The 17,592-nt window shown below is 64.1% G+C and carries 18 protein-coding genes; 9 read left to right on the top strand and 9 right to left on the bottom strand.

Annotated elements, in window-relative coordinates; all coding sequences use genetic code 11:
• A partial coding sequence (locus tag BraRD5C2_RS24580) for an FAD-dependent monooxygenase (protein WP_223972328.1) occupies positions 1-806 on the top strand: 806 nt, incomplete at its 5' end.
• A gap of 10 nt (positions 807-816) precedes the next feature.
• On the opposite strand, the gene BraRD5C2_RS24575 is transcribed toward BraRD5C2_RS24580, so the two are convergent.
• From BraRD5C2_RS24575 to BraRD5C2_RS24565, 3 genes are all read right to left on the bottom strand, one after another.
• The gene (locus tag BraRD5C2_RS24575; protein WP_223972326.1) at positions 817-2,442 is read right to left on the bottom strand and encodes an FMN-binding glutamate synthase family protein; all 1,626 of its coding nucleotides are present in this window, start codon (positions 2,440-2,442) and stop codon (positions 817-819) included.
• A 491-nt stretch (positions 2,443-2,933) separates the two neighbouring features.
• Positions 2,934-3,803 (bottom strand): patatin-like phospholipase family protein, encoded by an 870-nt coding sequence (locus tag BraRD5C2_RS24570; RefSeq protein WP_223972317.1) that lies wholly within the window; start codon positions 3,801-3,803, stop codon positions 2,934-2,936.
• A 260-nt stretch (positions 3,804-4,063) separates the two neighbouring features.
• Complete coding sequence (locus tag BraRD5C2_RS24565; RefSeq protein ID WP_097670994.1) at positions 4,064-4,837, bottom strand: ferredoxin--NADP reductase; 774 nt, start codon at positions 4,835-4,837, stop codon at positions 4,064-4,066.
• Positions 4,838-5,134: 297 nt separating this feature from the next.
• Here BraRD5C2_RS24565 and BraRD5C2_RS24560 point away from each other — a divergent pair, with 297 nt between their 5' ends.
• Positions 5,135-6,070: an ATP-grasp domain-containing protein gene (locus BraRD5C2_RS24560; RefSeq protein WP_223972315.1), complete on the top strand. Its 936-nt coding sequence runs from the start codon at positions 5,135-5,137 to the stop codon at positions 6,068-6,070.
• A 25-nt stretch (positions 6,071-6,095) separates the two neighbouring features.
• On the opposite strand, the gene BraRD5C2_RS24555 is transcribed toward BraRD5C2_RS24560, so the two are convergent.
• Positions 6,096-6,296: a hypothetical protein gene (locus BraRD5C2_RS24555; RefSeq protein ID WP_223972313.1), complete on the bottom strand. Its 201-nt coding sequence runs from the start codon at positions 6,294-6,296 to the stop codon at positions 6,096-6,098.
• A 25-nt stretch (positions 6,297-6,321) separates the two neighbouring features.
• Positions 6,322-6,678: a response regulator gene (locus BraRD5C2_RS24550; protein ID WP_223972311.1), complete on the bottom strand. Its 357-nt coding sequence runs from the start codon at positions 6,676-6,678 to the stop codon at positions 6,322-6,324.
• 201 nt (positions 6,679-6,879) lie between these two features.
• On the opposite strand from BraRD5C2_RS24550, the gene BraRD5C2_RS24545 reads away from it, so the two are divergent.
• The 3 genes from BraRD5C2_RS24545 (at position 6,880) to BraRD5C2_RS24535 (ending at position 7,810) form a co-directional block, all read left to right on the top strand.
• The gene (locus tag BraRD5C2_RS24545) at positions 6,880-7,146 is read left to right on the top strand and encodes a hypothetical protein (protein WP_223972309.1); all 267 of its coding nucleotides are present in this window, start codon (positions 6,880-6,882) and stop codon (positions 7,144-7,146) included.
• 218 nt (positions 7,147-7,364) lie between these two features.
• Positions 7,365-7,511: a hypothetical protein gene (locus tag BraRD5C2_RS24540; RefSeq protein ID WP_223972307.1), complete on the top strand. Its 147-nt coding sequence runs from the start codon at positions 7,365-7,367 to the stop codon at positions 7,509-7,511.
• 71 nt (positions 7,512-7,582) lie between these two features.
• Positions 7,583-7,810, top strand: a complete 228-nt coding sequence (locus tag BraRD5C2_RS24535) for a hypothetical protein (RefSeq protein ID WP_223972304.1) — start codon at positions 7,583-7,585, stop codon at positions 7,808-7,810.
• A 131-nt stretch (positions 7,811-7,941) separates the two neighbouring features.
• Here the strand turns inward: BraRD5C2_RS24535 and BraRD5C2_RS24530 are convergent, their stop codons facing one another.
• A complete protein-coding gene (locus BraRD5C2_RS24530; RefSeq protein WP_223972302.1) occupies positions 7,942-8,898 on the bottom strand; it encodes an amino acid ABC transporter substrate-binding protein in 957 nt (318 codons plus the stop codon).
• 12 nt (positions 8,899-8,910) lie between these two features.
• Positions 8,911-10,200: a dicarboxylate/amino acid:cation symporter gene (locus BraRD5C2_RS24525; protein WP_223972300.1), complete on the bottom strand. Its 1,290-nt coding sequence runs from the start codon at positions 10,198-10,200 to the stop codon at positions 8,911-8,913.
• A 230-nt stretch (positions 10,201-10,430) separates the two neighbouring features.
• Between BraRD5C2_RS24525 and BraRD5C2_RS24520 the strand changes: the two genes are divergently transcribed.
• Positions 10,431-11,432, top strand: a complete 1,002-nt coding sequence (locus BraRD5C2_RS24520; protein WP_223972298.1) for an NADP-dependent oxidoreductase — start codon at positions 10,431-10,433, stop codon at positions 11,430-11,432.
• Between the two features lie 146 nt (positions 11,433-11,578).
• Here BraRD5C2_RS24520 and BraRD5C2_RS24515 read toward each other — a convergent pair whose 3' ends face one another.
• Both BraRD5C2_RS24515 and BraRD5C2_RS24510 read right to left on the bottom strand, forming a co-directional pair.
• On the bottom strand, positions 11,579-14,746 hold the full coding sequence (locus BraRD5C2_RS24515; protein WP_223972295.1) for an efflux RND transporter permease subunit: 3,168 nt from the start codon (positions 14,744-14,746) through the stop codon (positions 11,579-11,581).
• 10 nt (positions 14,747-14,756) lie between these two features.
• A complete protein-coding gene (locus tag BraRD5C2_RS24510; protein WP_223972293.1) occupies positions 14,757-15,914 on the bottom strand; it encodes an efflux RND transporter periplasmic adaptor subunit in 1,158 nt (385 codons plus the stop codon).
• Between the two features lie 249 nt (positions 15,915-16,163).
• On the opposite strand from BraRD5C2_RS24510, the gene BraRD5C2_RS24505 reads away from it, so the two are divergent.
• The 3 genes from BraRD5C2_RS24505 to BraRD5C2_RS24495 all read left to right on the top strand — a co-directional run bounded on the left by BraRD5C2_RS24505 (position 16,164) and on the right by BraRD5C2_RS24495 (position 17,520).
• Positions 16,164-16,937: a cysteine rich repeat-containing protein gene (locus BraRD5C2_RS24505; RefSeq protein WP_223972291.1), complete on the top strand. Its 774-nt coding sequence runs from the start codon at positions 16,164-16,166 to the stop codon at positions 16,935-16,937.
• A 39-nt stretch (positions 16,938-16,976) separates the two neighbouring features.
• The gene (locus tag BraRD5C2_RS24500; protein WP_223972289.1) at positions 16,977-17,198 is read left to right on the top strand and encodes a cysteine rich repeat-containing protein; all 222 of its coding nucleotides are present in this window, start codon (positions 16,977-16,979) and stop codon (positions 17,196-17,198) included.
• Between the two features lie 109 nt (positions 17,199-17,307).
• Positions 17,308-17,520: a hypothetical protein gene (locus BraRD5C2_RS24495; protein ID WP_106328038.1), complete on the top strand. Its 213-nt coding sequence runs from the start codon at positions 17,308-17,310 to the stop codon at positions 17,518-17,520.
• The last annotated feature ends 72 nt before the right edge of the window (positions 17,521-17,592 follow it).

The raw sequence follows: 17,592 nt of genomic DNA, 5'->3' as shown, positions 1-17,592 counted from the left end.
GCACCGACAGGGAGCCGACCCTGCGCGACGTCAGCGAGCGGCTCGTCGCCGTCTACGGCACCGATTTCGGCATCCACAGTCCGGTCTGGATATCACGCTTCACCGACATGACCCGGCAGGCCGTGACCTACCGCAAACAGCGCGTGCTGCTAGCCGGCGATGCCGCCCATGTGCATCCGCCGATGGGCGGACAGGGCCTCAATGTCGGCGTGCAGGACGCGGTGAACCTGGGTTGGAAGCTCGCCCAGGTGGTCAAGCAGACATCGCCGGACAGCCTGCTCGACACCTATCAGACCGAACGGCATAAGGTGGCGGCGCGCGTGCTGCGCAACACCATGGCGCATGTTGCGCTCAGCCGAACCGATGCACGCAGCAAGGCGCTGCACGAGGTCGTTTCCGAATTGCTGCGCATGGACGAGCCGCGCCGAAAATTCGCCGCGATGATGTCGGGCCTCGACCTGCATTACGATCTCGGCGACGGCCATCCGCTGCTCGGACGCCGCATGCCCGATCTCGATCTGGTGACGACCAACGGCCCGCTGCGGGTCTTCGCGTTGCTGCACGGTGCGCGGCCGGTGCTGCTCAATTTTGACGAGCCCGGCAGCATCGACATCGCGGGATGGAGAGATCGGGTTCGGCTGGTCGATGCCGATTATGCCGGCATGTGGGAGCTTCCCGCGCTCGGAACGGTTCCGGCGCCCGGCGCAGTGCTGGTCCGACCCGACGGCTATGTGGCGTGGGTCGGAGACGGGAGTCAGTCAGGCCTCGCCGAGGCGCTGACCAAATGGTTCGGCGCGCCGGCGTAGCTGGGCGCCCCTACCCCGCCGGCTGAAACGAATCCGCGCGCGCCATTGCCCAGGCTTCGCGGAAGCGGGGATCCTGGGTGCCTTCGAGCAGTTCGCCCGGGCGCAGCGTCGGATAGAGCTGCGCGAAGGTGCGGACGTCGGTGGTCGAGCTCCGCTGCGAGAAGTGGATCGGGCGCAGGTCCTGGGTGTGCTCGAGGCCGGCGGCCGCGAGCAGCTCGGTCAGCGCGTGCAGGGTCGCGTGGTGGTAGTTGTAGACGCGGTCGATCTTGCCGGGCACGTACAGCGCGCGGTTGCGGATCGGGTCCTGCGAGGTGACGCCGGTCGGGCAGCGATCGGTGTGGCAGCTCAGGGACTGGATGCAGCCGAGCGCGAACATGAAGCCGCGCGCCGAATTGCACCAGTCGGCGCCGATCGCCATCGCGCGCGCCATGTCGAAGGCGGTCGCGATCTTGCCGGCGGCGCCGATCTTGATGCGATCGCGCGCGCCGATGCCGATCAGCGCGTTGTGGACGAAATTGACGCCCTCGCGCATCGGCATGCCCAGATGATCCATGAACTCGAGCGGCGCAGCGCCGGTGCCGCCTTCATTGCCGTCGACCACGATGAAGTCGGGATAGAGCCCGCTCTCCTTCATCGCCTTGCAGATCGCCAGGAACTCCCAGGGATGGCCGATGCACATCTTGAAGCCGGCCGGCTTGCCGCCGGACAGCTTGCGCATCTGCGCCACGAATTCCATCATCTGCAGCGGCGTCGAGAACGCCCTGTGATAGGCCGGCGAGATGCAGTCCTCGCCCATCGGCACGCCCCGGATCTTGGAAATCTCCTCGGAGACCTTCGCGGCCGGCAGCACGCCGCCATGGCCGGGCTTGGCGCCCTGGCTGATCTTGAGCTCGACCATCTTGATCTGGTCGTCGCCCGCGACGCTTGCGAACAGCTCCGGATTGAAGGTGCCGTCACGGTTGCGGCAGCCGAAATAGCCGGAGCCGATCTCCCAGATGATGTCGCCGCCCATCTCGCGGTGATAGGGGCTGACGCCGCCCTCGCCGGTGTCGTGGGCGAAGCCGCCCTTCTTGGCGCCCGCATTGAGCGCCCGCACCGCGTTCGGGCTGAGCGCGCCGAAGCTCATCGCCGAGATGTTGAAGACCGAGGCCGAATACGGCCTGGTGCAGTCGGGACCGCCGATCGTGATGCGGAATTTCTCCTCGGCGCGCGGCTTCGGCGCCACCGAATGATGCATCCACTCGTAGCCCTCGCGGTAGACGTCCTCCTGGGTGCCGAACGGCCGCTTGTCGAGCACCATCTTGGCGCGCTGATAGACCAACGCGCGGGTGTCGCGGGAGAACGGCATGCCGTCCTTCTCGCTCTCGAAGAAATACTGCCGCATTTCCGGGCGGATTTCCTCGAGCAGGAAGCGCATATGCGCCGAAATCGGGTAGTTGCGCAGCACCGCATGGTTCTTCTGCGTCAGGTCGCGGATGCCGAGCAATGTCAGCGCGCCGAAGATCGCCAGCGGGATCACAACGATCTTGAAGACCTTGTGGTCGAAAATCCCGACCAGCAGCAGCAGTGCGGTGACGACGGCGCAGATCGTCAGCACGATGAAGCGCGGCGAGAACGGAAGCAGCATCGTATCCATCAAATCTCTCCGGTCTGCCTTGAATACCCTGTCGGCGGTGAGCCTAATCCAACTCGCGGAACAAGTGCACTACGGTTATACGGCCGAGCAGTCACAGATGTGACAACCGCCCGGATGGGCGGGTACGGCTGCCAGGCAAATTGAAACGAAATCGCCTTTTGCAGTGCAACGCAGCGGAGCGAGGCGCGCCCTGTCAAAATATCGAAAACAACCCCATGCACAGTAGCCGGCGGCTGCCGGCGTTCGACTGGGCAACTTGACACGTCGGGCAACTCACCGGCATTCTTCCATTATTCCGAAATCGTGCGGACGCCCCTCGTGGTGTCATCACCCGTGCATGCGGGTGATCCAGTATTCCAGAGACGTCCGTGCTTGATTCGAGGAGCCGCGGCGTACTGGATCGCCCGGCCCCTGTGCGCAATTGCGCACAGGCCGGGCGATGACAGTTGTGGACGAGGATGTAGCCTCACAGGGAAGAGCCCCGTCCGGCATCAATGGTCGTGCGGCTGCAATTCGTGGGGGATGTGCCCCGCCTTCAGGCCGTCGCTGGCGAGCCATGCATTGGTGGTGTCGAGGGCGCGAGCGATGTGATCTGACGTCCGGGAGAAATCATAGGGCGAGCCGACCAGCGGGCACAGCGGCGGCACCACGAAATACTCGACGTCGGGGCCGATATTCTCGAGCTCGTTGACGAGCTGCCGCGCGATCAGCAGCGTCAGCGCATGCAGCGCATTGGCGAGCGCGCCGACCGGCGGCGCCTGGTTGGCGCAGGCATGCCCGGTCGGCAGCACGATCAGGCGCTTTGCCCCATGCTTCACGGCGACGCGGACCGGCGTGTTGCTGGAGATCGCGCCGTCGGCGAGGTAGCGATTGCGGTAGTGCACCGGCGTAAACGCACCGGGGATCGCGGTCGACGCAACGATCGCCTCGGCCGCGGAGCCTTCCGACAGCACCACGCTGTCGCCGCTGATGATGTCGGTCGTGACGATGTGGATCGGAAGCCGCGCGTCCTCGAGATTGCGGAACGGGATGTAATCCTCGATCAGCCTGCGGACCCCATCATGCGGGATCAGGAAGTCCCGCCGCCACAGGAAGCCCACCAGCGTCCGCCAGCTCACCGGAAACACGTCCTGCCGGTTCAGGCCGCGCCAGATCTCGGCCAGCCGCGCCACGCCCGAGACCGTCGGGTCGCCGGCATAGAACGCGCCGTTCAAGGCGCCGACGCTGGAGCCGACCACCATGTCGGCGGCGACGCCATGCGCGGCCAGCGCCTGCAGCATGCCGACCTGGACCGCGCCAAAGCTGCCGCCGCCGGCGAACACAAAGGCGGTCTTCGGGGCATCCGGATCGGTGATGGACAAGGTGCGGCTCCCTGGGGGCGCCGCGTTCGGGAAACGGCTGCGCGGCGTTGGGGGCGTTATAGCAGCGGGGAGATCGGTGAGGCCATCATCCCAGTCGTCATTCCGGGACATCGCGAAAGCGATGGGCCCGGAATCCATAACCACAAATGGAGAAGGCTGGAGCCCGATGGGGCCCCAGCCTTCGTCAAATGAACTGTGGTGGTTATGGATTCCGGGCTCGATGCTGCGCATCGCCCCGGAATGACGGTAAAAACCGTCGCTCAGCGCTCGACGAACGCCTTCTCGATCACGAAGTGACCGGGGGTGTTGCCGCTGCCTTCCTTGAAGCCGCGGGTCTCGAACAGCTGCTTCAGCTCGTCCAGCATCGCCGGGCTGCCGCACATCATGATGCGGTCGGTCTCGATATCGAGCGGACCCTGATGCAGGTCGGTGAACAGCTGGTTCGAGGTGATCAGGTCGGTGATGCGGCCGCGGTTGCGGAACGGCTCGCGCGTCACGGTCGGATAGTAGGAGAGCTTCTCGGACAGCAGCGGCCCGAACAGCTCGTCGTCGCGCAGCTTGGCCACCAACTCCTCGCCATAGGCGAGCTCGGAGACTTGGCGGCAGCCATGCACCAGCAGGATCTGGTCGTAGCGATCGTAGACCTCGGGGTCCTTGATCAGGCTCGCGAACGGCGCAAGGCCGGTGCCGGTCGACAGCAGCATCAGCCGCTTGCCGGGAATCAGATTGTCGGTGATCAGCGTGCCGGTGGCCTTGCGACCGACCAGGATGGTGTCACCCTCGCGGATCTTCTGCAGCTTGGAGGTGAGCGGGCCATCCTGCACCTTGATCGAGAAGAACTCGAGCTCTTCCTCGTGGTTGGCGCTCGCCATCGAATAGGCGCGCAGCAGCGGCCGGCCCTCGACCTCGAGGCCGATCATGGCAAACTGGCCATTCTGGAAGCGGAAACCGGAATCGCGGGTCGCCCGGAAGCTGAAAAGCGTATCGGTCCAGTGCTGAACAGAAAGAACTTTCTCTCGATAGAACGCGCTCATGGGTTTTCGTTTTCTCGACTGATCAGATTTAGAATGGTTTGATTTCTAGACTGCTCGCGACGGCGCTGAAGTGGCCGAAATCATTGAAGATCTCGCGTGTCCATTGCGCCAATGCATGAGATAGTCAAGATCAACTGGCGTGCAATTGCGATCTCAGAATGGCAGTCGTTCGATTTCGCGCAGAGGTTCAACCGCGACATCGTTAACACGCGGCGCTGCAGGTAATTTACTTGCTGAGATCGCCGCTGATCTGGCAATTAATTGCTACGAAAGCCGCGGTGAAGGGAAAATGATCTCGTGGTCCTGATCAGCCAGCGAATCTTCCTGGAAACCATCAAAAAATATTGTTTGGCACGCTCGATTGCCGTCGAGGTGCGATCCGGCGGCTGGCTGGTCATCATGACCAAAGGCGACGCGCGGCGGCTTGCGATAGGCTACGACATCGGGCTGAACAGCGCGGTCGCACATCAGGTCGCCAACGACAAATCGGCCTGCGCCGAAGTGCTGGCATCGGCGGACATATCAGCCGTTCCGCACAGGCTGTTTCTCGGCAGCAAGCTCAGCAAGCACATCCCCGGATCGGACTCGCTGGATGCGATGTTGCTTCTGCTCGCGCAGCATCCGCACGGCCTCGTCGTCAAACCCAACGAGGGGACATCCGGCGAGCTGGTCTTCCGCGTCACGACGCGAGCGCAACTGGAGACCGCGGTCGCACGCATCCTCGCCGCGCACCCGAGCCTTGCGATCTCGCCTTTCGTCGAGATCAAGGACGAGGTGCGCGTCGTGCTGCTCGATGATCGCGCGCCGATCGTCTACGGCAAGACACGGCCGTCGGTGATTGGCGATGGCGTTCGCTCGCTGCGCGCGCTGGCAGAGGCGACCGCGACGGCCGAACAACTGAAGGCCCTCTCCGAGGATTTCGATGCCGCCGCACTCGATGCCGTTCCGCCCGCCGGCGAACGGCTTCTGCTCAACTGGCGGCACAATCTCGATGCCGGCGCCGAGCCCGCGCTGCTCACCGATGCCGCGACACGCGAGGCCTGCGTCGCGCTCGCGACCAAGGCCGCGCAAGCGGTCGGCATCCGCTTCGCCTCCATCGACGTCGTGCACGTCGATGGCACGTGGCAGGTGCTTGAGGTGAATTCCGGCGTGAAGATGGAAGCGCTAGGCCGGCGGCATCCGGCGTTGGTCGAGGCGGCGTATTCGGCAGCGCTGGACGCCGTGTTCGCGTAAACGACGTACTTGCCTTCAGCCCCGATCATTCTCGCGGGTGTTCTTTCTCAAAGGCGGCGACGATCAGTTCCGATTGCTCGACCTGTGCGGTGAGGCGGTCGATCTCGGCTTGCGTCTCCGGAAACACGTCAGCGCCTGCCGTATTTCCGGATTGCAACTCGGCGAGCAGTTCACGATTCTTCGTGATCTGCTCGCGGTGCCAATCGATTTCGGGATCGTCTTGCATAGGCCAAGTCTCAATCGGCTGGGGACTACAACGCTAGCTCGCGCAGCAGAGTGGATGGAAAAACCGGCTTTGCAAAGAATTTGACGCCGTCTGGCAGATCGCTGGGCGGCGCCAGGCCCGAGATCACGAGCACGCGCACGCCCGGGTCGCAATCCAGGGCCCATTGTGCGAGTTCGATGCCGTTCATTCTGCCCGTGAGCTTGACGTCGGTGACCAGCAGCGACGGGTGACGCATCTTGATGGCAAGCGCAGCCGTCTCGCCGTCTTCGCATTGGATGACGTCGAAATGCCCTTCCTTCAACAACAGCGCAATCATGTCGCGCTGGATCGTGTCGTCTTCAACCACAATTGCGGTTTGGTGAATTGACCTCGCGTAGCCCATGGCAACCTCCAAACGGTCAACCCCAGTGTTCAATGATCGGGGACGCTTAAAGTTCTGGTTCCAGACTCGATAACCGGCAGGTTCCGGCGGACGTTTGCAAGTTCCGAGCGGAACAACATTCGAGGCTGGCGCGTCATTGATGAGAGACGAGCCGGATGGTTCGGGCCTGGGGAAAGGAAGTCGTGCCAGGAGGCAAAGCTGATGAAGAACGCTGTACGCTCCGATCAGGATTTTTCTGAACCCTACAAAGCCGACGCGGCGGCTGGCGCGCCGAGCTATCTGTTCTCTCGACGACGGGGCGAAGACCCGGTACCGGGTGCCAATGACATGCGACATCAGGCGATAGAGCGAGAGACGACCGGTTCGCTTGTCGATCCCTTTGGCGCTCGCCTGCCGCACGACATCGTTTCCGAGATGGAAGCAGAGCTCAAGCAGCAGGTCGATCGGCTTGTCGCGGAGCGACACTAGAGCCTATCCCGTTCCGATTGAATCGGAACGGGGCTCTAGACACTTGTTCTGACGCGTTTTCTTCACGCGAACCGGTATCCACTTCGCTCGAAAACGCTCTAGCTGGTGAAGTGACGAGTTCGCAAACTTCAACAGTGGAATCTCGCCTGCCGATGATGCTCCAGAGATCGCGGCGCGGAAACTCGAAGCAAGATCCCCGCCGGATCAATGGAGTTTTGATGGGAGCGATCCTTGGACGCGCGATCTTCCAGGTCATGGTTGTTCTGGCTGCAGTCGGCATCGTTGCCCTCGCCTGCATCGCAGTCCACGGCGGCTATTCGCGCGCGGCGGTGCAGCTTGCGGCAAGATTCACTCCGTCACTTTGACCGATTCAGCGGCTTGCTCATCCTGCTCAAGGGAGTACGCTGATGCGCATTAATCGATCCGGATACAGATTATGCGCAAACTCCTTTTGAGCTTCCTCGCAGTCGCGGCGTTCGCCGCTGCCTTCAATCCACCGCCCGCCAACGCCGTATTCTGGCGCGGCGTCACCGCACCGACGAATATCGACATCCACGGCTATCCGATCATCAAGGAGCCGCCGCCGAGCCCATGTCAGTTGATCCATGTGAACGGGTTCTGGGTCCGGCAGTGCCTGGATTTGTCGTATCGCTATTGGCGATGAACGAAGTCCCGTTTTGTCGGCACAGTTCGGGACCGCTTCGGAAGCCGCGCGCGTTGCGCAAGCCCCCTCACCGGATTGCGTCTGCAACGCAATCCGGCCTCTCCCGCAAGGAGAGAGGCCGGATTTCGAGGCTAGTTGGCTCCGCCCGCCGAATCGTCGAGCGCCTTGAAGGCATCCTCGAGCTGCGGTGACAGCGCGACGTTGAGCTTCTCGCCGGTCGGCAGGCGGGCGACGAACCACTTGTTGTAGAGCGGGACGATGTCGCGGTTCGAGGCGAGCTTGCGGAAGGCGCGCTCGACCACGTCCTTCATCTGGGGCTCACCCTTGCGGTACATGATGCCGTAGGGATCGTAGGACAGATAGTCGCCGGTGACGCGGAATTTGTCCTGCGACTTGTGCCGCGCGATCAGGCCGTAGAGCAGAATGTCGTCGGTCGCGAAGGCGTCCGCCTTGCCGTCCACCAGCATCTGGTAGGACTGCTCGTGGTCGGGCGCGGTCACGATGTTGAGGCCGAGCTGTTGCTTGGCGTCGACATTGTGCATTGCCTGCTCGTTGGTGGTGCCCTTGGTCACCACCACCGTCTTGCCCTTGAGGTCGCCGACCTGGTTGACGCCGGAGGCCTTCGGCACCATCAGCTTGGTGCCGGCCACGAACATCAGCGGCGAGAACGCGACCTGCTTGCCGCGCTCGGCATTCGCCGTGGTCGAGCCGCATTCCAGATCGATCTTCTTGTCGACGACCGCGGGAATGCGGTCGTCGGAGGTGACCTTGACATAGTCGATCTTGAGGTTGGCGTCGTCGACCTCGGCCGCGATCTCGTCGACGATCGCATCGCACAGCTCGAGGCTGTAGCCGATCGGCCGGTTGGAGTGATCGAGGAAAGAGAACGGCGGCGAGCTTTCACGATAGCCGACCCGCACCGCGTGCGTGGCCTTGATGTTGGCGAGCGTGGGGCTGAGCCCCTCGCCCGCCGGCTGTGCGGACACCGGTCCGGCGAGCAGGCCTGCCGCCAGCAGACATGCCGACAACAGGCACGTCGACAGCAGAGGCGCCTCAGCCCGTATCGGCCTCCAGCGGGCGCGATGCATGCATGCCTCCCGTCAATGACCGGCCATCACGGCGCCGGGCACCGCATCCTGCGGCACCGCGTCGTCGGGCCCGAGCTCGTGCTCGGGCTTCAGCTCGCCCTCCCACTTCGCGACCACGGCGGTGGCCAGCGAGTTGCCGATCACGTTGGTGGCGCTGCGGCCCATGTCGAGGAAGGTGTCGATGCCCATGATCATCAGCAGACCGGCCTCCGGGATGCCGAACTGCGACAGCGTCGAGGCGATCACCACCAGCGACGCGCGCGGCACGCCGGCGACGCCCTTCGAGGTGATCATCAAGGTGGCCAGCATCGCGAGCTGCGTGCCGAGCGACATCTCGATGTGGTAGGTCTGCGCGATGAAGATGCTCGCGAAGGTGCAGTACATCATCGTGCCGTCGAGATTGAAGGAATAACCGAGCGGCAGCACGAAGGCCGAGATTCGCGAGGAGGCGCCGAACTTGTTCAGCCCCTCCAGCGTCTTCGGGTAGGCCGCCTCCGAGGAGGCGGTCGAGAATGCGATCATCAGCGGCTCGCGGATCAGCCGTAGCAGATGGCTATATCGCGGCCCGATCACCACGAAGCCTACCGCGACCAGGATGCCCCACAGGAGCAGCAGCGACAGATAGAAGCCGCCCATGAAGACGATCAGCTTCCAGAGCACGCCGAGGCCGTTCTTCGAGACGGTCGCCATGATGGCGGCCCACACCGCGATCGGCGCGAACAGCATCACGTAGCCCGTGACCTTGAGCATGATGTGGGCGAGGTCGTCGATCAGGCTCATGATCGGCTTGGCGCGCTCAGGCATGGCGCCGAGCGCGACCGCGAAGAACACCGCGAACACCACGATTTGCAGGATCTCGTTCTGCGCCATCGCATCCGCGATCGAGGTCGGGATCAGATGGGTCAGGAATTTCTCGATCGAGAAGGCCGAGACCGGCAGGCCGGTCGACTGCGCCTTGTCGGGCAGCGTGCCGGGGAAATTGGCGCCGGGCTGCAACAAATTGACCATCACGAGGCCGAGCAGCAACGAGATAAAGGAGGCGGAGACGAACCAGCCCATGGTCTTGGCGAAGATGCGCCCGAGCTTGGCGCCGCTTCCCATATGGGCGATGCCGCCGACGAGGGTTGCGAATACGAGGGGCGCGATGATCATCTTGATCAGGCGCAGGAACAGCATCGCGATCAGGTTGACGTCGGCTGCAATCTCGGCACGGCTGTCAGGAAAATAGTTGAAGACGATCGTCCCCATTGCGATGCCAAGGACCATCGCAATCAGGATGTACTGCGTAAACCTGTTCGACATTCTCTTACCCCCGTAAGTTCCCGGCGAAGGGCAAGTGTGGCAGATTTACGCAGCTACGCAACACGCTTCGCGCCGTGCGGGACTTTGCCGATCTGTTCCCGTTGTGGAATGCCAGCGCGGAGACTAGCGTTCATGCAGCGCACAATCTGTGCAATGAGCTGCGCGCGCCGCAGTCAAACTGCATGCGAAACGACCAACGCCAAGGAAAGCCAAGAGGGGAGACACCGCCAATGAACGACACCGTCAACCGCCAGATCCTGCTTGTTGAAAAGCCGACCGGCAAGCTTGGCCCCGAGCATTTTCGCCTGACCAAGGGCACGGTCCCCGCGCCGAAGGACGGCGAGGCGCTGGTGCGGACGCGCTACATCTCGCTCGACGCCGCCAACCGCGCCTGGATGCACGGCGCCACCTACCGCGCTGCGGTGGAAGCCAACACCGTGATGGCCGGCGGCGGCATCGCCGAAGTGGTGTCATCGAATGACCCCGACCTGAAGCCGGGCGATATCGTGTTCGGCGACACCGGCTGGCAGGACTATGCCGCCGTGCCCGCCAAGCACCTGGCCAAAATGCCGAAGCTCGAGCCGATGACGCATCTTCTCAGCGTCTACGGCATTGCCGGCCTGACCGCCTATTTCGGCCTGCTCCATGTCGGCAAGCCCAAGGAGGGCGAGACCGTGGTGGTGTCGGCAGCCGCCGGCTCGGTCGGCTCGATCGTCGGCCAGATCGCCAAGATCAAGGGCTGCCGCGTGGTCGGCATTGCCGGCGGCAAGGACAAGTGCCACTGGCTGACCTCGGAGCTCGGCTTCGACGCCGCGGTCGATTACAAGGACGGCGCCACCTACAAGGCGCTGCGTGCGGCGGCGCCTAAGGGCATCGACGTCTATTTCGACAATGTCGGCGGCGACATCCTGGAGGCCTGCCTGGCGCAGATGAACAACCGCGGCCGCATCGCCTGTTGCGGCGCGATCTCGCAGTATGACGGCGTGCCCTCCGCGCACGGGCCGCGCGGCGTGCCCGGCCTGATCGTGGTGAAGCGGCTGGTCATGCAGGGCTTCATCGTGATGGACTACATGGACCAGCGCGACGCCGCGCTCGCCGACCTGCAATCCTGGGTCTCCTCGGGCAAGCTCAAGGTCCAGGAGGACGTCATCGACGGCATCGAGAACACGCCGCAGGCGCTGATCGGGCTCCTGGCCGGGGAGAACCGCGGCAAGCGCATGGTGAAGGTGTAGCGGGAAGCGCTATCAATCCCGTCATCCTGAGGAGCGCGTAGCGCGTCTCGAAGGATGCACGGCCCCGGCTGGGTGGCCGTCGACCCTTCGAGACGGCCGCTCCGCGGCCTCCTCAGGGTGACGGGGATGGATTGGGTGCACGGGCCCTAATGCACCGTGCCCGACGCCTGCGGAGCGGCTTGCGGCGCGGGCGTCTTGCCCTTCGCCTTGCGCCAGTTCTCGAAATTCTGCACCACGACGAAGAACGCCGGCACGAACAGCACCGCGAGGCAGGTCGAGGCGATCATGCCGGAGAACACGGTGATGCCGATCGACTTGCGGGCGTTGGCGCCGGCGCCGGTCGCCAGCACCAGCGGCAGCACGCCGAGGATGAAGGCGAACGACGTCATCAGGATCGGCCGGAACCGGGCGCGCGCCGCATCGATCGCCGATTCCAGCACCGGCTTGCCGTCGCGGATGTGATGCTCGAGCGCGACCTCGACGATCAGGATCGCGTTCTTGGCCGACAGCGCGATCAAGAGGATGGTGCCGATCTGGGTGTAAAGATTGTTCTCGATCCGGAGCGACGTCAGCACCAGCATGGGCCCGAGCAGCGACAGCGGCACCGCCAGGATCACCGAGATCGGCGCGTACCAGCTCTCATATTGTCCGGCGAGCACGAGATAGACCAGCAGCAGCGCCAGCGCGAATACATAGTAGATCTGGCTGCCGACCTCCTTCTCCTGGTACGACATCGCCGTCCATTCATAGCCGGTCCCCGGCGGCAGCGTCTTGGCGGCGATCTCCTCCATCAGCGTCATCGACTGGCCGGAGCTGTAGCCCTGCGATGGCAGGCCGATGATGGTCGCGGACGGATAGAGGTTATAGAGACTGATCAGCGACGGCCCGACCGACGGGGTGATCTTCGCCACAGTGCCGAGCGGGATCATGTCGCCATTGCTGTTGCGCACCATCATGTTCTCGATGTCGCGCAGCGTCAGGCGGTATTGCGCATCGGCCTGGGTGTAGACCTGGAAGGTGCGGCCGAACTTGGTGAACTGGTTGACGTAGCTCGCGCCGAGATAGGTCGACAGTGTCGAGAATATCTGGTCGGTGGTGACGTGCAGCGTCTCGGTCTTGACGCGGTCGACCTGGACGTCGAACTGCGGCACCATCGAGCGGAACGACGACTGCACCCGCTGCAGCGCGCTTTGGGTCTGCGCGTTGCCGACGACGGCGCCGGTCACCGCCTGCAGCTTGCCGTAATCGGCGTTGCCGTCACGGAGCTGCACCTGCATGGCAAAGCCGGCGGCATTGCCGATGCCCTGGATCGGCGGCGGCGGGATCACCAGGATCCGCGCCTCCGGGATCACCGCAAGCTTGTCGTTGAGCCCGTAGACCAGCGAGCGCAGATCCTCGCCGGGGCCGCGCGAGCCCCAATCCTTCAGGATCACATAGGCGACGCCGGCATTGGCCAGGCTCGACGAGTTGTCGAGCGCGGAGATGCCGGCGATGGCGACCACCTGCTCGACACCAGGTGTCTTGCGGGCGATCTCGGTGACCTGATCGAGCACCCGCTGGGTGCGGTCGATCGCGGCGCCGTCGGGCAGTTGCACCGCGGCCAGCAGGTAGCCCTGGTCCTCGATCGGAATGAACCCGGTCGGCACCCGCGACAGCCCGTAGCCGGCAATTCCGATCAGGATCAGCGCGACCAGAACCGACGTCTTGGCGTGGCCGGCGATGCCGCCGATCATCCGGGTGTAGCCGCGCTCCACCCGGTCATAGACCGCGTTGAAGCCGCGGTAGAAGAAATTGCGCTGCTCCGGCGGCGCCGGCGGGCGCAGCCATAGCGCGCATTGCGTCGGCTTCAGGGTCGCCGCATTGACCGCGCTGAGCAGCGCAGTCGCCGCGATCACCAGGGCGAATTGCGCGTACATCCGGCCGGTCAGCCCCGGCAGGAAGGCCGCCGGCAGGAACACCGAGATCAGCACCAGCGTGATGCCGACGATCGGCGCGAACAATTCGTCCATCGCCTTGATCGCGGCATCGTGCCCGGACATGCCGCGCTCGATATTGTGCGCGGCGCCTTCGACTACCACGATGGCGTCGTCGACCACGATGCCGATCGCCAGCACGATCGCAAACAGCGTCGACAGATTGATGGTGAAGCCGAGCGCGGCCATCGCCGCGAACGCGCCGATGATGGTGACCGGCACCGTGGTGGCGGGCACCAGCATCGCCCGCCAATCCTGCAGGAACACCAGGATCACGACCAGCACCAGCAGGCCGGCCTCGATCAGCGTCCGGTACACCTCGTCGATCGAGGCCTGGACGAATTTGGTGGTGTCGAACGGGGTGTCGTATTTGATGTCCTGCGGGAACTGTTTGGCGAGCTGCGCCACCTTCTTCTGCACTTCCTTCTCAACCTGCAGCGCGTTGGCGCCCGGCGACAGGAACACGCCGATGCCGGTGGCCGGCTTCTGGTTGAGCGAGAACACCTGGCTGTAGGTCTGCGCGCCGAGCTCGACCGAGCCGAGATCGCGGACGCGGGTGACGTCGCCGACATTGCCCGTCTTGACGATGATGTCCTCGAACTGGCTCGCATCGTCGAGCCGGCCGTTGACGTTCAGCGTGTACTGGAACGCCTGCCCCTGCGGCGCGGGCGGCGCGCCGACCTGGCCCGCGGTGACCTGCTGGCTCTGCTGCTGGATCGCCTGGATGACGTCCTGCGGCATCAGCCCGCGCGCCTGCAGCTTGTTCGGATCGAGCCACACCCGCATCGAATACTGCCCGGCGCCGAACACGGTGACATTGCCGACACCCGGCAGCCGCGACAGCTCGTCGCGGATGTTGATGGTGGCATAGTTCGACAGGAACAGGCTGTCATAGGTCTTGTTCGGCGAGGTCAGGGTCACGAACAGCAGGATCGAGGTCGACTTCTTCTGCACCGTGACGCCCTGGTTCTGCACCGAGGTCGGCAGTTGCGACAGTGCCGAGGAGACGCGGTTCTGCACCAGCACCTGCGCGAAGTTGAGGTCGGTGCCGATCTTGAAGGTCACCGTCAGCGTATAGGTGCCGTCGGCGCCGCTGTAGGACTGCATGTAGAGCATGTCCTCGACGCCGTTGACCTGCTGCTCGATCGGCAGCGCGACCGTGTCGATCACGGTTTTTGCCGACGCGCCGGGATAGCGCGTCGTCACCTGGACTGTCGGCGGCACCACGTCGGGATATTGCGCAACCGCAAGATTGAACAGCGCGACGCCGCCGATCAGGATCATCAGGATCGCGATGACGTTGGAAAGGACCGGGCGCTCGATGAAGAATTTCGAGATCATGGCGCGCCCCTCACTTGGCCGGTGCCGGCGTCGCGTCGCCCTTCTGCATCTGCGGATCGACCTTCTGCCCCGGGATCGCGCGCAATAATCCGGCGGTCACGACACGGTCATCGGCCTTCAGCCCGCTCTCGACGACCCGCAGCCCCTGGTCGAGCGGACCGGTCGTCACCTTGCGCTGCTCGACCACATTGTCGGCATTGACGACCAGCACGTAACGGCCGGCCTGGTCGCTGCCGATCGCAACGTCGGGCACCAGCAGCGCGTTCTCCTGCTTGGTGAAAGGCACGCGAACGCGGACATAGAACCCCGGCAGCAGCACGCGATCCGGATTGGGGATCAAGCCACGGACGGGAAGCGTTCCGGTCGACTGATTGACGGTCGGCGCGACGTAATCGAGCTTGCCTTTGTGCGGATAGCCGGTCTCGGTCTGCAGGCCGACCTCGACCGGCAATTGCCTGATGTCGTTGACCGTCATCCCAAGGCGACGCGCCTCGTCGCGGACCCGTTGCACGTCCTGCTCACTGACGTTGAAATTCACGTAGATCGGGTCGAGCTGCACGATGGTGGCGAGCTGGGTGGGCGAGGCCACGCCGACCAGTTCGCCGACCGAGACCAGATGGTTGCTGACGATGCCGTCGAACGGCGCGGCCACGTTGGTGTAGCCGTAATTGACCGCGGCGATCTTGGTGTTGACCTGGGCCTGCTGCAGGTTGGCCTGGGCGTTGTCCCGCGTCGAGGTCGAGTTTTCCAGCGTCGCCTGCGAGACCGCCTGGCGCTGCACCAGATCCTGCTGCCGCTTGTAATCGGACTCGGCCTGCTTCACCGTTGCCTGTGCGCCGACCTCCGCAGCCTGTGCCTGCTCCAGCTTCAGCTTGTAGGTCTCCGGCTCGATCGTGAACAGGGTGGTCCCCTCCTTCACGAAAGTGCCGTCCTGGTAGTTGATCGCCTGCAGGAAGCCCTGCACGCGCGCGACCAGATCGACGGTCTTGATCGGCGCGGTATTTCCGGTGGCGTCTAGGTAGCGCGTGATGGCGCGTTGCACCGGCGGCGCGACTTCGACCTTGGGCGGCGGCGGCGCAACAAAACTGTTTTGCTCGCAGGCACTTAAACTGACCAGGGCTGCTACGACGAAGGCGATGCGCACAAGCGGCACATTTCGCAGCCGCACAAAATCACTCTGACCGAAATGTGCCGACGCGCGCGCATGCCTCATTTCCGAGCCTCAATTCAAATGTCTTAATTCAAAGATATAGAAGCGAGCAAAAAATTCAGCCGACGTATTCCATAGCAACAATCTGCTTGCAGCGGAACTCGAAAGCGAAAATGATGTCGCTCGCGAAGGTTGTTAGAGCAAAACTATTTCAGACTCAGTTCAGTTGAGCCGGAGGCTTCCGGCGCGACGAGAGGATTTATTCAGATGATCAACGCGTTGACACGTGCAACGAAGCTTTCCGCATGGCTTGTGCTTGCGGCACTGATGAGCACCGCACCAGCCTTGTCGCAGGCGCCGACCCAGGCGCAGCGCGACGTCATCAAGTCGCAATGCCGCAACGATTACATCGCACACTGCTCCAGCGTGCCTCCCGGCGGCGAAGCGTCACTGCAATGCCTGCAGAAAAACATGGCAAGCCTCGGCCCTGGCTGCGCCAGCGCCGTGAAGGCCGTGGAAGCTCCAAGCGCCGCTCCCGCAGCAGCCAAGACCGACGCGGCGCCCGCCGCGACGGCGGCCAAGCCCGCGGAAACGGCGGCACCGAAGGCCGCGGCAGGAAAGCCGAGCAGCGCGCAGATCTCCGCGATCCGCAGCGCGTGCCGCTCCGATTATCCCAAGGTCTGCGCGGGCGTGCCGACCGGCGGGGCACCGGCACTGCAGTGCCTCGAAAAGAAAAAGGACAAGCTTTCGCCAGCCTGCGAGAAGGCCGTGGCGGCCGCCGGTGGCGGTGGCGCCGCGCCGGCCGCGGGTGCAGCAGCTACAACGGCAGCACCGGCGGCGGCGCCGGCGGTGATCGTGTTGCGGCCGCTGCGGCCGCGCGAAGAGATTTTCGTGCTGCGTTCGGCCTGCGGCGGCGACGTCCGCTCGATCTGCGGCGGCGTTCAGCCGGGCGGCGGGCGGATCGTGCAATGCCTGGCAACCAATGCCGGCTCGCTCTCGCCGGCGTGCCGCGACGTGCTGGCGCCGTTCGCGGCGCGGTAGTCCTGTTGTCACACGACTGACCGGAAAAGGGAGCGATCGATGCTGCGTATTATCCTGACTGCCGTTCTGATTTGCGGCTCAACCGCCGTCTACGCCCAGGAGCTGACAACAGCGCAACGCGACGCCTGCATGGGCGACTACCAGAAGTTCTGCAAGAGCGTGACGCCCGGCGGCGGGCGCATCATCGCCTGCCTCGCCAAGGAGAGCGACAAGCTGACGCCCGCCTGCAAGAAAGTGCTGGCGGCAGCGGAAAAGAAATAGCCGCGCAGGCGGTGAGAGATAGGTGCCCGGCGATTAGCCGGGCACGGAGCCGCAGCACCTTGTTGTCACAAACAGGCCAACCAACCTCACCCCGGGAGAGGGAATTATGATGCGCTCATTATTGCTGATCGCTGCGGCTCTGCTGTCTTTTGCCGCGACCATGACGTTCGAGTCCTCCGATGCCAACGCCGTTGTGTGCGGACGCGGCCCCTATCGTGCCGGATGCGCCGGCGCGCGCGGCGCGGTCGTCGTCCGCAAGCCCGTCGTCGCCGGCTGCCGCTGGGTATGGGTCGGCGGGGTCAAGGTCCGCCGCTGCTACTGAGCCTTTCGCCGCCACGCTGGTAGCCACTGCGCGCATTTTCCCTCTGGCGTTCCCGCCAGAGGGCGATTAGTC

The organism is Bradyrhizobium sp. RD5-C2 (genome assembly GCF_019972155.1).
Lineage (GTDB): Bacteria > Pseudomonadota > Alphaproteobacteria > Rhizobiales > Xanthobacteraceae > Bradyrhizobium.
Note: the sequence above shows the minus strand (reverse complement) of the source record. Positions and strands in the feature narration are given on the sequence as shown.

Excerpts from the sequence above, each read along its gene's own strand:
- BraRD5C2_RS24530 (WP_223972302.1), bottom strand. The coding sequence starts at position 8,898 with ATGCATCGCGCCCGCTGGAGGCCGATACGGGCTGAGGCGCCTCTGCTG.
- BraRD5C2_RS24495 (WP_106328038.1), top strand. The coding sequence starts at position 17,308 with ATGCGCTCATTATTGCTGATCGCTGCGGCTCTGCTGTCTTTTGCCGCG.
- BraRD5C2_RS24575 (WP_223972326.1), bottom strand. The coding sequence starts at position 2,442 with ATGGATACGATGCTGCTTCCGTTCTCGCCGCGCTTCATCGTGCTGACG.
- BraRD5C2_RS24565 (WP_097670994.1), bottom strand. The coding sequence starts at position 4,837 with ATGAGCGCGTTCTATCGAGAGAAAGTTCTTTCTGTTCAGCACTGGACC.
- BraRD5C2_RS24505 (WP_223972291.1), top strand. The coding sequence starts at position 16,164 with ATGATCAACGCGTTGACACGTGCAACGAAGCTTTCCGCATGGCTTGTG.
- BraRD5C2_RS24525 (WP_223972300.1), bottom strand. The coding sequence starts at position 10,200 with ATGTCGAACAGGTTTACGCAGTACATCCTGATTGCGATGGTCCTTGGC.
- BraRD5C2_RS24535 (WP_223972304.1), top strand. The coding sequence starts at position 7,583 with ATGCGCAAACTCCTTTTGAGCTTCCTCGCAGTCGCGGCGTTCGCCGCT.
- BraRD5C2_RS24540 (WP_223972307.1), top strand. The coding sequence starts at position 7,365 with ATGGGAGCGATCCTTGGACGCGCGATCTTCCAGGTCATGGTTGTTCTG.
- BraRD5C2_RS24500 (WP_223972289.1), top strand. The coding sequence starts at position 16,977 with ATGCTGCGTATTATCCTGACTGCCGTTCTGATTTGCGGCTCAACCGCC.
- BraRD5C2_RS24515 (WP_223972295.1), bottom strand. The coding sequence starts at position 14,746 with ATGATCTCGAAATTCTTCATCGAGCGCCCGGTCCTTTCCAACGTCATC.
- BraRD5C2_RS24555 (WP_223972313.1), bottom strand. The coding sequence starts at position 6,296 with ATGCAAGACGATCCCGAAATCGATTGGCACCGCGAGCAGATCACGAAG.
- BraRD5C2_RS24550 (WP_223972311.1), bottom strand. The coding sequence starts at position 6,678 with ATGGGCTACGCGAGGTCAATTCACCAAACCGCAATTGTGGTTGAAGAC.
- BraRD5C2_RS24545 (WP_223972309.1), top strand. The coding sequence starts at position 6,880 with ATGAAGAACGCTGTACGCTCCGATCAGGATTTTTCTGAACCCTACAAA.
- BraRD5C2_RS24520 (WP_223972298.1), top strand. The coding sequence starts at position 10,431 with ATGAACGACACCGTCAACCGCCAGATCCTGCTTGTTGAAAAGCCGACC.